The 14,799-nt window shown below is 69.2% G+C and carries 13 protein-coding genes and 2 tRNA genes; 5 read left to right on the top strand and 10 right to left on the bottom strand.

What is annotated here, in order from left to right; translation table 11 throughout:
- Nucleotides 1-5: 5 nt before the first annotated feature.
- The 3 genes from IG99_RS19140 to IG99_RS19130 all read right to left on the bottom strand — a co-directional run bounded on the left by IG99_RS19140 (nt 6) and on the right by IG99_RS19130 (nt 2,652).
- Complete coding sequence (locus IG99_RS19140) at nt 6-614, bottom strand: ATP-dependent Clp protease proteolytic subunit (RefSeq protein WP_030052245.1); 609 nt, start codon at nt 612-614, stop codon at nt 6-8.
- 336 nt (nt 615-950) lie between these two features.
- Nucleotides 951-2,360, bottom strand: coding sequence for a trigger factor (tig, locus tag IG99_RS19135; RefSeq protein WP_037675577.1), 1,410 nt, complete (start codon nt 2,358-2,360; stop codon nt 951-953).
- 215 nt (nt 2,361-2,575) lie between these two features.
- Nucleotides 2,576-2,652: transfer RNA gene (locus IG99_RS19130), tRNA-Pro, on the bottom strand.
- A gap of 165 nt (nt 2,653-2,817) precedes the next feature.
- Between IG99_RS19130 and IG99_RS19125 the strand changes: the two genes are divergently transcribed.
- A tRNA-Gly gene (locus IG99_RS19125) sits at nt 2,818-2,888 on the top strand.
- 334 nt (nt 2,889-3,222) lie between these two features.
- On the opposite strand, the gene IG99_RS19120 is transcribed toward IG99_RS19125, so the two are convergent.
- The gene (locus IG99_RS19120) at nt 3,223-3,435 is read right to left on the bottom strand and encodes a hypothetical protein (RefSeq protein WP_037675575.1); all 213 of its coding nucleotides are present in this window, start codon (nt 3,433-3,435) and stop codon (nt 3,223-3,225) included.
- Between the two features lie 114 nt (nt 3,436-3,549).
- Nucleotides 3,550-3,744, bottom strand: coding sequence for a hypothetical protein (locus tag IG99_RS19115; RefSeq protein ID WP_031130848.1), 195 nt, complete (start codon nt 3,742-3,744; stop codon nt 3,550-3,552).
- A gap of 590 nt (nt 3,745-4,334) precedes the next feature.
- Between IG99_RS19115 and IG99_RS19110 the strand changes: the two genes are divergently transcribed.
- Nucleotides 4,335-5,522, top strand: coding sequence for an acyltransferase family protein (locus tag IG99_RS19110; RefSeq protein ID WP_037675574.1), 1,188 nt, complete (start codon nt 4,335-4,337; stop codon nt 5,520-5,522).
- Here IG99_RS19110 and IG99_RS19105 read toward each other — a convergent pair.
- Nucleotides 5,519-6,001, bottom strand: a complete 483-nt coding sequence (locus IG99_RS19105) for an HD domain-containing protein (protein WP_051865568.1) — start codon at nt 5,999-6,001, stop codon at nt 5,519-5,521. The genes IG99_RS19110 and IG99_RS19105 overlap by 4 nt on opposite strands.
- 39 nt (nt 6,002-6,040) lie before the next feature.
- Nucleotides 6,041-7,222 (bottom strand): PP2C family protein-serine/threonine phosphatase, encoded by a 1,182-nt coding sequence (locus IG99_RS19100; RefSeq protein WP_037675572.1) that lies wholly within the window; start codon nt 7,220-7,222, stop codon nt 6,041-6,043.
- A 163-nt stretch (nt 7,223-7,385) separates the two neighbouring features.
- On the opposite strand from IG99_RS19100, the gene IG99_RS19095 reads away from it, so the two are divergent.
- Nucleotides 7,386-8,636: a GNAT family N-acetyltransferase gene (locus tag IG99_RS19095; protein WP_051865565.1), complete on the top strand. Its 1,251-nt coding sequence runs from the start codon at nt 7,386-7,388 to the stop codon at nt 8,634-8,636.
- A 31-nt stretch (nt 8,637-8,667) separates the two neighbouring features.
- Here the strand turns inward: IG99_RS19095 and IG99_RS19090 are convergent, their stop codons facing one another.
- A complete protein-coding gene (locus tag IG99_RS19090) occupies nt 8,668-9,471 on the bottom strand; it encodes an Fpg/Nei family DNA glycosylase (protein WP_037675570.1) in 804 nt (267 codons plus the stop codon).
- A gap of 66 nt (nt 9,472-9,537) precedes the next feature.
- The gene (locus IG99_RS19085; protein WP_037675569.1) at nt 9,538-10,023 is read right to left on the bottom strand and encodes a ribose-5-phosphate isomerase; all 486 of its coding nucleotides are present in this window, start codon (nt 10,021-10,023) and stop codon (nt 9,538-9,540) included.
- Nucleotides 10,024-10,230: 207 nt separating this feature from the next.
- Here IG99_RS19085 and IG99_RS19080 point away from each other — a divergent pair, with 207 nt between their 5' ends.
- Nucleotides 10,231-11,715: an amino acid permease gene (locus IG99_RS19080; RefSeq protein ID WP_037675568.1), complete on the top strand. Its 1,485-nt coding sequence runs from the start codon at nt 10,231-10,233 to the stop codon at nt 11,713-11,715.
- Between the two features lie 93 nt (nt 11,716-11,808).
- Here the strand turns inward: IG99_RS19080 and IG99_RS19075 are convergent, their stop codons facing one another.
- Nucleotides 11,809-13,791: a serine/threonine-protein kinase gene (locus IG99_RS19075; protein ID WP_037675914.1), complete on the bottom strand. Its 1,983-nt coding sequence runs from the start codon at nt 13,789-13,791 to the stop codon at nt 11,809-11,811.
- Between the two features lie 252 nt (nt 13,792-14,043).
- Between IG99_RS19075 and IG99_RS19070 the strand changes: the two genes are divergently transcribed.
- Nucleotides 14,044-14,766, top strand: coding sequence for a hypothetical protein (locus IG99_RS19070; protein WP_037675566.1), 723 nt, complete (start codon nt 14,044-14,046; stop codon nt 14,764-14,766).
- Nucleotides 14,767-14,799 lie beyond the last annotated feature (33 nt).

The following is a 14,799-nucleotide window of genomic DNA, read 5'->3' as shown; positions in this document are numbered from 1 at the left end:
GGGCCTCAGGCCCCGGTGCCGCCGCCGCCCGGGATACCGGCAGCCGTGGTGATGACGTCGTCGATGAGGCCGTACTCCTTGGCCTCCTCGGGGTCGAACCAGCGGTCGCGGTCCGAGTCACGGGTGACCTGCTCGACGGTCTGGCCGGTGTGCTGGGCCGTGAGTTCGGCCATGCGCTTCTTGGTGTGCAGCAGCCGCTCTGCGTGGATCTTGATGTCGGAGGCCGAACCGGCCAGACCGGCGGAGGGCTGGTGGATCAAAATCTCGGCGTTGGGGAGGGCGAACCGCTTGCCCGGGGTGCCCGCGCTGAGCAGGAACTGGCCCATGGACGCGGCGAGGCCCATGGCGATCGTCATCACATCGTTCTTGATGAACTGCATCGTGTCGTAGATCGCCATGCCGGCCGTGATCGAGCCGCCCGGGCTGTTGATGTAGAGGTTGATGTCCTTGTCGGGATCGGCCGCGGCAAGGAGCAGCAACTGTGCGGTGATCTTGTTGGCAATGTCGTCGTCGACCGGCTGGCCGAGGAAGATGATCCGCTCGTTGAGCAGCCGGTTGTAGACCTGGTCGCCGAGGCCACCACCGATGGAAGGCTCGCCGGCGGCGGAGGGCATCAGATTCGTCACGTATCCACCTGCTCGTCTTACGACGGCGCCGGGCCGTCTCACGTTTCCCTGCGGGGCTGGAGCCGTTCGGGGACTCCACTGCCCTCGTATTCATGGACCCTAACGCGCGGGTCCCTTCGGGGAATCCCGGAGAGGGGGCTGTTCGCCGGGGGCGTAGCGGAGGGGTGTCTGTGCGTCGCGGGCTGCTGCGGGGCCGGGCGGCTTGTCGCGCCCACGCGGCGAGCCGCACATCGCTACGGCCCCGCGCCTCTGGGGAGGCCGACGGGCCCCGGGGACAGGAAGTCCCCGGGGCCCGTCGTACGTACGTCAGCGGTGACGTGAGGATCAGGCCTCGGGCTTCTCGTCGCCCTCGCCCTTGGTCTCCGTCTCGCCCTCGGCCTGCGCCTCGGCGGCGGTGGCCTCCTCGGCGGAGCCCTCCTCCTCCTCGTCGTCCAGGTCGATGACCTCGCCGTTGGTGTCCTTCACCGTGGCGGACTCGACGACCAGGGCCAGGGCCTTGCCGCGGGCGACCTCGCCGACGAGGAGGGGCACCTGGCCGCCCTCGACGACGGCCTGGGCGAACTGGTCGGGGGACATGCCGGAGGAAGCGGCACGGCGCATGAGGTGCTCGGTGAGCTCCTCCTGGTTGACGTTGAGCTTCTCCCGCTTGACCAGCTCGTCGAGGACGAACTGGGTCTTGATGCCCTTGACCGCGGCCTCGCGGGTCTCGGTCTCGAACTCCTCGGCGGTCTTGCCCTGGATCTCCAGGTACTTCTCCAGGTCGAGGCCCATCTGGCCGAGCTGGTGGTGCTCGAGGTTGTGCTTGCGGGTGTTGACCTCGTCCTCGAGCAGCTTCTCGGGGACCGGGACCTCGACCAGCTCGAGCAGCTTCTCCAGGACGCGCTCCTGGGCCTGCGTGGCCTGGTCGTACTGCTTCATGTTCTCCAGGCGCTTGCGGCTGTCGGCCTTGAGCTCCTCGAGGGTGTCGAACTCGGACGCGAGCTGAGCGAACTCGTCGTCGAGCTCGGGGAGCTCACGGGCGGCGACCTGGGTGACCTTGACGGTGACCTCGGCCTCCCGGCCGGCCGCGGAGCCGCCCTTGAGCTCGGAGGCGAAGGTGACCTCGCCACCGGCCTCCAGGCCCTTCACGGCGTCGTCGATGCCGTCCAGCAGCTCGCCGGAGCCGATGGTGTAGGAGACACCCTCGGCCACGCCGTCCTCGAGGACCTCGCCGTCGACCTTGGCCTGCAGGTCGATGGTGACGACGTCGCCGTCCTCGGCGGCGCGCTCGACGGGGGAGGTCGAGGCGAAGCGCTCACGGAGCTGCTCGACCGACTTCTCGATGTCCTCGTCGGTGACCTCGACGGCGTCGACCTCGACCTCGATGCCGGAGAAGTCCGGGATCTCGAGGGACGGGCGGATGTCGACCTCGGCGGTGAAGTTCAGCGTCTCGCCGTCCTTCAGCTCGGTGATGTCGACCTCGGGCTGACCCAGGACGTCGATCTCGGCCTCGTTGACCGCTTCCGTGTAGAACTTCGGCAGCGCGTCGTTGACGGCCTCCTCCAGCACGGCGCCACGGCCGAACCGCTGGTCGATGACCCGGGCGGGGATCTTGCCCTTGCGGAAACCCTTCACCGTGACCTGCTGGTTGATCTTCTTGTACGCCGCGTCGAGGCTGTCCTTGAGCTCCTCGAAGGGCACCTCGACAGTGAGCCGAACCCGAGTCGGGTTCAGGGTCTCCACGGCGCTCTTCACGGTTCGGTCTCCTTGTGGCTGACTTCTTGGTTTCTGCCGGGGCCAGACTGGTCCGGCGGATTTAGCCGCCCGAAGAACTTCCAGTGGACTACTTCCAGTGGACGAGACACACGGGCACGCAGCTTGCATAGTAACCGCAGCCACTGAACGTCCCAAAGGCGATCAAGCGAGGTGATCGCACAGGCGGCCGGTGACGGCCGTGGATGGCCGGTCGATGGTCGGGGTGGCGGGATTTGAACCCACGGCCTTCCGCTCCCAAAGCGGACGCGCTACCAAGCTGCGCCACACCCCGTCTGGTGCGACACGTAGGGTACATGCCCGCAGGCAGTGGGGTCGCAGCATTTCGCGAGCCCGCGGGCGCACGCCGGCGCGGGCGGGAATGCGGTGTGCGACGAGCGGGGCGGACCCGCTACGATGCCTTCAGTGCCGCGGTCACCCGATCTGCGGCGCGCTCTGTGCGGGCGTAGCTCAATGGTAGAGCCCTAGTCTTCCAAACTAGCTACGCGGGTTCGATTCCCGTCGCCCGCTCTGTACGGCGAAGGCCCAGGCGAGAGGTCGGATTCCTCTCCCTGGGCCTTCGGTCGTTCCCGGGGCCCGTGCAGGCCCCTCGTGCCCCGGGGGCATCACGAGCAACAAAGAAGATCGATGGTGGACGCGGGGCGTCGGGCTCGTGGCCGGAGCGGTCTGGGCCGGCGCCCGCGCCCTGGGCAGTGGCCTGCCACCGTTGCCGCGGTGGGGGCTCGGCGTGGGAGCGCTCTGCCTCCTTGCCGCACTCGCGGGACTCGTCATCGACCCAATCCGGGCGAACGAGGCGAATCCGGGCACCGAGGCGAGGCCGCGGCGCCCCCTGAGCCCGAGTCGTTCACAGCGTGGCCGGGTCGTCCTCCTCGGTGTCGGGGAACAGCAGCCGGACGCCGAGATGGGCGGCTCCGAGCGCCCCCAGGGCCAGGGCGTGGCGCAGCCACCTCATGGCGCCCTCCCATTCCTGAGGGCGGCCGAAGACCAGCCAGGCCGCGTCGGCGATCGCGATCAGGATGGTTGCGGCGCCCGCCGTGCGGCTTAATCGAGGATTCATGTGCTCATGATCGTCCAGCCCACCGCGCCGGTCATGACAACCCACTGGCGGTGATCGGGCTCACAGCACGCCGCGTACCTGGTCGGGCGGAGCGGTCGATCGCGTACGACGGGGTCAGAAGCTGATGGAGTTGATCGTGTCCGCTATCGAGTTGAGGAAGCGGTTGATCGACGGGGCCATGCCCGTCGAGGCGAGGAAGAAGCCGAAGAGGATGGCGACGATGGCGGGGCCCGCCTTGATCGAACCACCTCTGATCAGCACTACCAGGATGATCGCCAACAGCAGCACCACTGACAGTGAAATGGCCACAACTGATCACACACCCTAGGTCGGTCCGCTCTCCCGGCCCGGGGATGCCCAGCCGCGCACCCCCGCCAGAACCATCGTGCCACCAACCCGGCTCGCATATGCGACCCGTGACGCATCGTTGGTCACAGCTGCACGGGATCCGGCCGCGCCGGCCTGTGATCGGGGACCGTGCGCGGACTCAACTGCGGCGCTCCGCACATTAATTCGAAAGTGCACCCGCACAGGAAATCAACAGAGATCCTTTCCATGTCCACACATCGCGTCCGCAGGTAATTCGAATTGCGGACATGACCACATCGGAGACACATCGCCCGCTGGCCTTATGCACCAATTAGTGGGGATGAATCGCGACATCAAGGACGCCTGCGGGGGCCCGGATCGGCGGCAGGCAGTGTGCGGACCGTCACCTCGACAAGGGGATCGAGTTTGTTGATCCGGGGTACCCGAGACCGATAACCATGAATTGCGCAGGGCGTTTTACGGAAAGCCACGGACAACGCTAGGGTGCCTCAGATGTTCCACGCCGCCTCGCCCCCCACACATGCAACGAGGTCTCGGATCTTCTCCCCGGAGACGGGGTGGGAGGACCTGTGACGAGCTCGCTCCAGCCCAACGGCCGCAACAGAGCGCCACTCCCCCCGCAGCACTCCTCGACATCCGGAGTGCCCACCCCCCGCTCGCCCCAAAACCAGCAGAAGCAGAACAAGTCGCCCAAACAACGCGACTCGTTTTTCGACAACGCCAAGTACCTGGCGATCGTGCTGGTGGCCATCGGTCACTCCTGGGAGCCCCTGAAGGGCGACAGCCGGGTCCTGCAGGCCACGTACATGTTCGTGTACGCCTTCCACATGCCGGCGTTCATCATCATCTCGGGCTTCTTCTCCCGGAGTTTCGACGCCAGCCCCAGCCGGCTGAAGCGGCTCATCACCGGTGTCGCCGTGCCGTACATCGTCTTCGAGACGGCGTACCCGCTCTTCAAGCGTTTCGTCTTCGACGCGCCCGACCAGGAGATCAGCCTCCTCGACCCCTGGTACCTGACCTGGTTCCTGTGCGCGCTGTTCGTGTGGCGGCTGACCACGCCCATCTGGAAGACGGTCCGTTGGCCGCTTCCGCTCGCGCTCGGCATCGCCATGCTGGCCTCGGCCACTCCGAACATCGGCGACGACCTCGACCTCCAGCGCGTCCTGCAGTTCCTGCCGTTCTTCGTGCTGGGCCTGATCATGAAGCCCGAGCACTTCCGGCTCGTGCGCCGTCGTTCCGTGCGGATCGCGGCCGTGCCGGTGTTCGCGGGCGCGCTGGCCTTCGCCTGGTGGGCGGTGCCGCGGATGAACGCGGGCTGGTTCTACCACCGCGACGCCGCGCAGGAGTTGAACTCGCCCTGGTGGGTCGGGCCGGTCATGGTCCTCGCCATGTTCGGCTGCTCGCTGGTCCTGACCGCCTGCTTCTTCGCCTGGGTGCCGGGCCGCCGCATGTGGTTCACGGCGCTGGGCGCGGGCACCCTGTACGGCTACCTGCTGCACGGGTTCCTGGTGAAGGCCGGCGACTACTCGGGCTGGTTCGACCAGGACTGGCTGCACCGGCCGCTCGGTGAGATCTTGGTGACCGTACTGGCGGGTGTGGTCGTCACGTTGCTGTGCACCAAGCCGGTCCAGCGGGTGTTCCGGTTCGCGATGGAGCCGAAGATGGAGTGGGCCTTCAAGCGGGACGCGGCGGAGCTCGCTCGCGAGCGTGAGAAGGCCGGAGCGGCCGCTGAGCGCCGCGAGAAGGTCAACGCCTAGAGACCGGGCGCGGTGTCCGTCGCCGTGAGGCCGAGGAGTGCGCGCATGCGGGCGTACTTCTCGGTCAGGCGGTGGCGGGTCGATTCGTCCAGGACCGCCAGGCGGGCCGGGTCCGCGTTGTGCGCGAGGTCCGACTCCTTCACGAGCCGGGCGCCAGGAGTGTCGAGGATGCGGGCCGCGTAGGCCTCAGGAGCCTCGCCCGTTCCCTTGGTCAGGGCGAGGACGATGTCCTTGGTACGGCGGCTGAGGGCCGCCTCCTCCAACCACCGCTCGGTCAGCGCGTCGTCCTCGATGGAGTCGTGCAGCCAGGCCGCCGCGATCTGCTCGTCGTCGCCGCCGCGGACACGGACGCCCTCGGCGACGGCGTGCAGATGCTCGGCATAGGGGCGGCCCGCCTTGTCGGTCTGGCCGTGGTGGGCGGAGCGGGCGAGCGCCTCGACTTCGGGCAGGGTCAGCGCGGCGCGGTGCGGATCGGTCACCCGGCCAGTATCCGCCGCGCGCGAGCACCGTGGTGCGGCTCAGCGCAGCGCCGCGTGGGCCGTGGGTCCTTCCCGGCAGATCAGCAGCAGGGCCCGGTCGTCGTTGACGTCCTTCGCGACCGCCTCGATGAGGTGCCAGGCGGCGCCGTGGAAGCCGCCTGCCACATAGCGGTCGGCCTCGCCGGTGAGGCGGTCGATGCCTTCGACGATGTCGCGGTCGGACGTCTCCACCAGACCGTCCGTGAACAGCATCAACACATCGCCGGGGCGCAGGGATCCCTTCACGGGGTCGAACTGGGCGCCGTCGTACACACCGAGCAGGGGGCCCTCGGCGGCCTTCTCCTCCCAACGGCCGCTGCCGGCGCTGAGTTGCAGCCCCGGGGGGTGTCCGGCGGAGTAGAGCTCGTAGTCGCCGGAGTCCAGGTCCAGGACCAGGTGGATGGAGGTCGCGAAGCCCTCCTCCCAGTCCTGGCGCAGGAGATAGCCGTTGGCGGCCGGGAGGAAGGCGTGCGGCGGGAGCGAGCCGAGCAGGCCCCCGAACGCGCCGGACAGCAGCAGCGCCCGCGAGCCGGCGTCCATGCCCTTGCCCGAGACGTCCGTGAGGACGACCTCCAGGGTGCGCCCGCCGTTGGTACGGGCCGCGACGACGAAGTCACCGGAGAACGACTGACCGCCGGCCGGCCGCAGCGCCATCTCGCGGTGCCAGCCCTGCGGCAGACTCGGCAGCTTGCTCTGGACGCGGATGCGTTCGCGCAGGTCGAAGAGCATCGTGCCGCCGCGCCGCCAGGGCACGCCGACCCGGCTGCGGAACTGTGCGATCAGCAGGCCGAAGAAGCCGCAGGCCGCGACCACCAGCACCACACCCGGGGTGACTCGTGACGGACCCTGCGTGTACGGGCCCAGCTGCACCGACTCCACGATCAGCGCGGTGGCTGCCGCCGCGTACAGGCCGAGCAGGCTGGCCGGGCGCAGCAGCAGACCGCCCGCGACGATCGGCAGGACCAGCGCGGCCGGTGAGCACCACACCGAGTTGGCGAGCGTGGTGGCCGCGATGATCGGGATGGTGATCAGCAGACCGGCCAGCGCGATCCAGTCCGAGCCGTCCCCGCGGAAGTAGTCGACGGCGCTTCGGCGCACGCCGGTGCGGACCCGGTGCAGCTGGTGCTTCAACCGGGCCGTGAACGTCTCGGCCTCCGCGCGCCGCTCTCGTCCTGCTGTCATTAGTTCGGGACCCTATCCATCGGACCAGCTGCTTGGCACGGGAGGTCCCACTTGTCCCCCGTCCGAGGTTCAACTTCACAGTGAACTATCCGAAGTGCCAACGCGGGTGAGACCCGGCGAAATTGCCTCGCTCGTCCCGACAAAGTCCTGGTAGGCATGGTGCATGGGCACTGACGCTAGCGATTCCGCCGTCGACCTGCGAGTCCTGCGGCGGGACGAATGGGACCAGTGGTACGACAGCCTGCTCCTCGCCTTCGGCGGGGTCGCGGAGTCGTCGGAGGAGCGCGCACTGTGGCGCGCGCTCACCGAGTTCGACCGTTCACTCGGGGCGTGGGACGGCGACATGTGCGTGGGAACGGCCGGGGCGTTCAGCTTCCGGCTGACCGTGCCGGGCGGAGCGTCGGTGCCCGCGGCGGGCGTGACGATGGTCAGCGTTGCCGCGACGCACCGCAGGCGCGGGCTGCTGACGTCGATGATGCGCCGCCAGTTGGACGACGTCAGTGCGTGGGGCTGGCCCCTCGCGGTACTGACGGCGTCCGAGCCCGCCATCTACGGGCGGTTCGGGTACGGCATCGCCACCCACAATCTCTACGCCGAGGTCGACACCAGCCGGGTACGGCTGTCGGTGCCGCCCGGCACGGACGACGTACGCCTGCGGTACGCGGCGCCGGCCGATGTGCTCGACGAGTGCGAGGCGTTGTACGCCCGGAAGGTGCCCGAGCGTCCCGGGATGGTGCAGCGGCTGCCCGGCTGGGAGCGGCTGTTCCTGCTCGACCCGGAGCGCGACCGGGACGGGGCGTCACCGCTTCAGTGCGTGGTCGCGGAGCGGGACGGCGAGGTCGTGGGCTTCGTACGGTTCCGGGTGAAGCCGGACTGGAACTCCCGCGGTCCCGAAGGCAAGGTCGTCGTGCACTCCACGGAGGCGCTCGACCCCGCGGCGCACGCGGCGCTGTACCGGTTCCTGTTCGACATCGACCTGACGTCGACGCTCGTCGCGCGGGGGCGGCCGACGGACGAGGGGTGGCTGCACATGGTGTCGGACATCCGGCGGTGCGGCGTGCGCGTGCGGGACTCGCTGCACGTACGGCTGGTGGACGTGGGCGCCGCGCTGGAGGCACGGACGTATCAGGCGCCGCTGGACGTGGTGTTCGAGGTGGAGGACGCGTTCTGCCCGTGGAACGCGGGCCGGTGGCGGCTGAGCGGCGACACCAAGGGCGCGTCCTGCTCCCGTACGACCGAGAAGGCCGATCTCACCCTGACCGTACGGGAGTTGGGGGCTGCCTACCTCGGCGGTGTGAGCCTGGGTTCGCTGGCGGCGGCCGGGCGGGTGCGTGAGGAACGGCGGGGGGCGCTGGCGGAGGCCTCGGTGGGGTTCGGATCGTCGGTGGCGCCCTGGCTGCCGCACGGGTTCTGAGCGGCCCGGCTGCGGCGGTGCCGCCGGCGCGTCAGTTCTTCTGACAGGTGGGGCACCAGAAGAGGTTGCGGGCGGCGAGGTCGGCGGTGCGGATCCCGCCGCCGCACAGGTGGCAGGGCAGGTTGGCCCTGCGGTAGACGTACACCTCACCGCCGTGGTCGTCGACCCGGGGCGGGCGGCCCATCGCCTCCGGGGTGTGTTCCGGGCGGACGGTGTCGATGCGGTTGTTCCGCACGCCCTCGCGCATCAGGGCGACGAGGTCGGCCCACACGGCGTTCCACTCGGCCGGGGTGATGTCCTTGCCGGCGCGGTAGGGGTCGATGCGGTGCCGGAAGAGGACCTCGGCGCGGTAGACGTTGCCGACGCCGGCGATGACCTTCTGGTCCATCAGCAGGGCGGCGATCGTCGTACGGCTGCGGGAGATCCTGCGGTACGCGGTGCGCGGGTCGGCGTCCGTGCGGAGCGGGTCCGGGCCGAGGCGCTCGTGTATCGCCTGCTTCTCGGCGTCCGTGATCAGGGAGCAGGTGGTGGGACCGCGCAGGTCGACGTACGCGGTGTCGTCGGCGAGGCGCAGGCGGACGGTGTCCGTGGGCGGTGGTGCGGGGGCGTCGCCGAAGGTGACCTTGCCGAAGAGGCCGAGGTGGATGTGGATCCAGGACTCGGCGAAGCCCAGGAAGAGGTGTTTGCCGTGGGCGTCGGTGGTGTGCAGGCGGGCGCCGTCGAGGAGGGCGGCGGAGTCGGAGAACTTGCCCTGCGGGCTGCTGACACGGGTGACGCCGGTGAAGCGGGTCGCGTAGTCCTGCGCGAGCCGGTGGATCGTGTGCCCCTCTGGCACGGGGAGTTTCCTTTCCCACCCACCCGCCCGTGACCTTCGGCCACGGGCGGGCCTCGTTCTTGACGACTACTGCTGCGGGTGGTGTGCCGGAATGGGCGGGAGGTCGCCCGTCGTCTCGTAGTCCGCCAGCATGTCGATGCGGCGGATGTGACGCTCGTCACCCGAGAACGGGGTGTTGAGGAAGGTCTCGACGAACTTCGTCGCCTCCTCCTGGGTGTGCATGCGCGCACCGACCGCGACGACGTTGGCGTTGTTGTGCTGCCGGCCCAGGGACGCGGTCTCCTCGCTCCAGGCGAGGGCCGCCCGCACACCCTTCACCTTGTTCGCGGCGATCTGCTCGCCATTGCCGGAACCGCCGATGACGATGCCGAGGGCGTCGGAGTCCGCGGCCGTCCGCTCCGCGGCGCGGAGGCAGAAGGGCGGGTAGTCGTCCAGGGCGTCGTAGATGTGGGGCCCGCAGTCGACGGGCTCGTGGCCGGCCTCCTTGAGCCACTCGACGAGGTGGTTCTTGAGTTCGAGGCCGGCATGGTCGGAACCGAGGTACACGCGCATGGTCCGAGTGTGACACGAGAGTTTCTGGGCAGCAGCCCAGGGTTGCATCTCTCGAAAATCTTGAGCCTTGGCATGAAAGCTCAGGAAAACCTCAAGTAACGATCCGGAATCAGAGGTTCAAGAATTCAGTGACCTCCGTTTCACTGGACCGACTCGTACACCGCTCGTACGGGAGACAGCTCACACGGCGCAAAGGAAAACCGTCCCATGACTTCGCAGCCGACCCTGACGAAGGCCGGAAACGGCCCTGAAGGCTCCGGAGGATCCGGCGAACCCGGTTCCGGCCTCCAGGCAGGACTCAAGAACCGACATCTGTCGATGATCGCCATCGGCGGTGTCATCGGCGCCGGCCTCTTCGTCGGTTCCAGCTCCGGCATCGCCACGGCCGGCCCGGGCATCCTGCTGTCGTACGCGCTCGTCGGCACCCTGGTGGTGCTGGTGATGCGGATGCTCGGCGAGATGTCCGCCGCGAACCCCACGTCGGGTTCCTTCTCGGCGCACGCCGATCGCGCGCTGGGCCGCTGGGCCGGTTTCTCCATCGGCTGGCTGTACTGGTTCTTCTGGGTCGTCGTGCTCGCGGTCGAGGCGACCGCCGGGGCCAAGATCCTCGAGGGATGGATCCCCGCCGTACCGCAGTGGGGCTGGGCGCTCATCGTGATGATGGTCCTGACCGCCACCAACCTCGTCTCCGTGGGGTCCTACGGCGAGTTCGAGTTCTGGTTCGCCGGGATCAAGGTCGTGGCGATCGGTGCGTTCATCGTCATCGGCGCTCTCGCCGTGTTCGGCGTGCTGCCCGGTGTCGACAGCGACAAGGCGGGGCTGTCCAACCTCACGGGCCACGGCGGCTTCCTGCCGAACGGGCCCGGCGCCATCCTCACCGGTGTGCTGCTGGTCGTCTTCTCCTTCATGGGCAGCGAGATCGCGACCCTGGCGGCCGGTGAGTCGGAGGATCCGCAGCGGGCCGTGACCAAGTCGACCAACAGCATCATCTGGCGTATCGGTGTCTTCTACCTCGGCTCGATCTTCGTCGTGGTCACCCTGCTGCCGTGGGACGACAAGTCGATCGCGGACAAGGGCTCGTACGTGGCCGCGCTGGACTCCCTGGGGATCGCGCACGCCGGCCAGATCATGAACTTCATCGTGCTGACGTCGGTGCTGTCCTGTCTGAACTCCGGTCTGTACACGGCCTCGCGCATGGCCTTCTCGCTCGGGCAGCGCGGAGACGCGCCGAAGGCGTTCGCGAAGACCACGTCCCGGGGTGTGCCGATGGCGGCGATCGTGTCGTCGGTCGTGTTCGGCTTCGTGGCGGTCTTCTTCAACTACAAGTTCCCGGACTCGGTCTTCCTGTTCCTGGTGAACTCCAGTGGTGCGGTGGCCCTGTTCGTGTGGCTGGTCATCTGCTTCTCGCAGCTGCGGATGCGGAGGATCATCCAGGCCGAGGCGCCGGAGAAGCTGGTCGTGAAGATGTGGCTGTACCCGTACCTGACCTGGGCGACGGCCGCGCTGATCGTCTTCGTCCTCGGCTACATGCTGACGGACACGGAGCACGACGGGCGCGAGACGGTGCTGTTGTCGCTGCTCGTGGCAGGGGTCGTGCTCGCCATCGCCTTCGCCAAGGAGAAGCTCGGCAAGGGCGAGGCCGTGTCGGCCGACCCGGCGCAGGCGGCGGCCGCGGGCGAGGCACGCGACTGACGCCCAGCGACTCGGCGGGGCCCTGCGGTGGACGACACCGTGGGGCCCTTCGTCGTGCGGTGTCGGTGGGCGTCGGTGGGTGTCGGTGGGTGTTCAGAGGAGGGTGAAGCTGTCCTTGACCTCGTCGTAGGTCTCGAGGGCCTCGGGTTCGGCGTCGGGCCGGTACCAGATGTTGACCTGGTACGACTTCCCGTGCGCGTTGAAGCCGAGGAGGCGGGCGTGCCAGGGGGTGCCCTGGAGGGTGAAGGTGTACTCCCAGACGACGGCCGGGTGGTCCCTGAACGTGGTCTCCGCCAGGCGGATCTTGCGGTACGCCCGGCCCTGGTGGGCACTCTCCTCCGAGCTCTCCCAGGTCTCCATCAGGTCGCCGCGGGCGAGGGAGGACTTGCCGACGAGTTCCTGCCTGCCGTCGGGTGACGTGTAGTGCACCTCGGCGCCCGTCTTCATGTCCCGCCGCCACCCCTTCGGCGTGACCCACGCGAACCCACCGGCCTCCTCGTGCGCGCCTGGCGGCAGGCTCGGGGGCTTGGAGGTGCCCTCGACGGTGGCGGAGGGGGTGCGGCCGGCCACGGTGGCGGGTGTCGTGGTCCGGGTGGGGCCCGCCCTGGTCCCGTCCGGCGATCCCGACGGCGACGCGAGCACGACACCGGTGACGACGGCACCGGCCGTGAGGACGCCCGCGGCGGCGAGGAGGGCGGTACGGCGGCGACCTCGGGTGCGGGAGGAGGAGGGCGTGGCGGGCCTCGCGGGCAGGGCGGGGCCGGGAAGTTCGCCTCCGGATGCTCCTGCCGTGCCGTGCGCCGCGGCCGCCTCGGGGCGAGGGGCCGGCCGCGGTGTGGAAGCGCGGCGAAACTCCAGCGTGGAACGCGGCTCCGGCCGCTCCTCGGTCACCGCTTCCTCCCGGGAGAGGGAGACACCGGGCGCGCGACGGGGAGGGGCCGGTATGGCGCGGGCGGTGGGAGTGGAGGGGGTGGCGGTGACGGTCGGGGTGGAGGGGGTGGCGGTGACCGTCGGGGTGGAGGGGGTGGCGGTGACGGTCGGCATGTCCGGCTGGACCGCCGAGCGGGGGTCCGGGACGGCCGCCGGAGAGTCGCCTCCCTCCGGGGGCTCCGCGTTGTCATCGGGCGCCGCTGAGGGAGAGCCGGCGGCCGGGGAGTCCGAGTCGACCTCCGAAGGACCCGCGTCCTCCCCCACCGGCTCACCATCGGCGGCGGGCACCGCGTCTTCCGGGCGCTCGGGCTCATCGACAGAGCCGGGAGGTTCCGCAGCGGCCGCACCCAGGTCCCCGCTCACCGCCTCCCCGGCCAACGTCGGTGTGGGCGCCGGGTACGCCACCTCACGCAGGGCCGACTCCAAGGTGTCCAGGGTCGGGCGGGCCGTAGGGTCCTTGTGCAGGAGGTGCGCGAGGGGAGCCGTCAACGGCCCTGCTGTGGGCGGGAGTTCTGGTTCCTCGTAGAGGACCGCGTGCAGCGTGGCCAGGGTCGTGTCCCGGGAGAAGGGGGAGTGGCCGGCCAGGGACGCGCAGAGGGTCGCACCGAGGGACCATAGGTCGGAAGGAGGGCCCTGAGGGCGGCCGGAGACCCGTTCGGGGGCCATGTAGTCGGGGGAGCCGACGAGCATGCCGACCATGGTGAGCGCGGTCGTGTCCTCGATCGCGGCGATGCCGAAGTCCGTCAGGACGACCCGTCGGCGTCCGGTGCCCTCGACGAGGACGTTGCCCGGTTTGATGTCCCGGTGCAGCACTCCCCCGGCGTGCACCTCGCGCAGTGCCGCGATCAGTTCCAGTCCGGTCCGCGCCGCTTCCAGCGGCCCCAGGGGGCCGTCCTCCGCCATGATGCGTTCCAGGGAACGTCCGTGGATGAGCTCCATGACGATCCACAGGCGTTCGCCCTCGTCCACGACGTCGTAGACCCGTACGACGTTGGGGTGGTCGATGCGCGCCGTCGCGCGTGCCTCGCGCAGGGCGCGTTCGCGGCGGGTGCGGGTGTCCTCCGCGTCCAGGCCGTCGATCCGCATTTCCTTGACGGCGACCAGCCGGTCGAGCATTTCGTCGACCGCCCGCCACACCCGTCCCATTCCCCCCTGGCCGATACTTTCGACCAGTCGGTAGCGGCCGGTCACCAGTAGCCCCGGAACCCCGCCGCCCCTCGTATTCCCCGTGTCTCCCGGCAATCCGCTGCACCCCCTCCACGGCGCTCCGAACAGACCCCAACGGCACACAATGGTCACACTTCCCGGCGTATCAGCATAGTGCCGAGAAATCTTGTGGTAACTCTTCAAGTACTGCGAATTCAGGCGCAGTCAGGGGGAAGCAAGGGGGAAGTGAACATGAGTTCTCGTCGCACCACGGCCATCGCGGGTTCGCTGGTCGCAGCATCGTTCTCGGCGGTGCTGATTCTTTCCGGCACAGCCGGGGCCGACGACCCGGGACCCGCGAGCGGCAAGGGGGGAAAGCCTGTTGACGCGGTGCCCGCGGGCGTGAAGCTGACCACGCTGTTGCCCGAGAGGATCTCGGTCGACAACAAGTCCCAGGTTACGGCGATTACCGCCACGGTGAAGAATGAAGGGACCAAGGACAGCGGCAAGATCAGGCTTTTGGTCGTTGGTTTCGACGGCCTGACGGTCAAAAATGTTCAGGGCTGTTCACCAATCGAAAAAAAGAATCTCCCCAAGGGCTCGAACAGCGGTTTCTCCTGCCCCATCGACAACCTGGCGGCCGGCCGGTCCAAGTCGTACGCCGTCGACGCGACGTTCGACCTGGGCAGGACCGGCAAGGTCTGTGTGCCCGTGCAGACGGCCGACGGGAAGAAGACGTTCTGGCAGCAGGGCCCGGTGCCGTTCGGTACGACGAACCCGTCACCCAACGCCCCGGCCACCCCGCTGCTCCTCGGCACCGACAACAAGCCCGTGGCGCCCGGCGGTGACGAACTCGCCGAGACCGGCGCCCGGGAGGACCTCATGACGCTCGGCGGGGCCGGTGCCGCCCTGATCGCGGCGGGCGCGGCCGGAGTGTGGTGGTCGCGGCAGCGGCCGCGGGGACTGGAGGGCTGACCGGCAACCACGGAAACACCCGCGACCGGGTTC

This window comes from Streptomyces griseus subsp. griseus (assembly GCF_000720255.1).
Taxonomy (GTDB): Bacteria; Actinomycetota; Actinomycetes; order Streptomycetales; family Streptomycetaceae; genus Streptomyces; species Streptomyces griseus_I.
This window is presented reverse-complemented; position numbering and strand designations above follow the sequence as displayed.

Bases quoted from the DNA above. Each gene is read 5' to 3' on its own strand.
- IG99_RS19140 (WP_030052245.1), bottom strand. From the start codon at position 614: ATGCCCTCCGCCGCCGGCGAGCCTTCCATCGGTGGTGGCCTCGGCGAC.
- IG99_RS19120 (WP_037675575.1), bottom strand. From the start codon at position 3,435: ATGAATCCTCGATTAAGCCGCACGGCGGGCGCCGCAACCATCCTGATC.
- IG99_RS19100 (WP_037675572.1), bottom strand. From the start codon at position 7,222: ATGACAGCAGGACGAGAGCGGCGCGCGGAGGCCGAGACGTTCACGGCC.
- IG99_RS19095 (WP_051865565.1), top strand. From the start codon at position 7,386: ATGGGCACTGACGCTAGCGATTCCGCCGTCGACCTGCGAGTCCTGCGG.
- IG99_RS19085 (WP_037675569.1), bottom strand. From the start codon at position 10,023: ATGCGCGTGTACCTCGGTTCCGACCATGCCGGCCTCGAACTCAAGAAC.
- IG99_RS19080 (WP_037675568.1), top strand. From the start codon at position 10,231: ATGACTTCGCAGCCGACCCTGACGAAGGCCGGAAACGGCCCTGAAGGC.
- IG99_RS19075 (WP_037675914.1), bottom strand. From the start codon at position 13,791: ATGGGACGGGTGTGGCGGGCGGTCGACGAAATGCTCGACCGGCTGGTC.
- IG99_RS19070 (WP_037675566.1), top strand. From the start codon at position 14,044: ATGAGTTCTCGTCGCACCACGGCCATCGCGGGTTCGCTGGTCGCAGCA.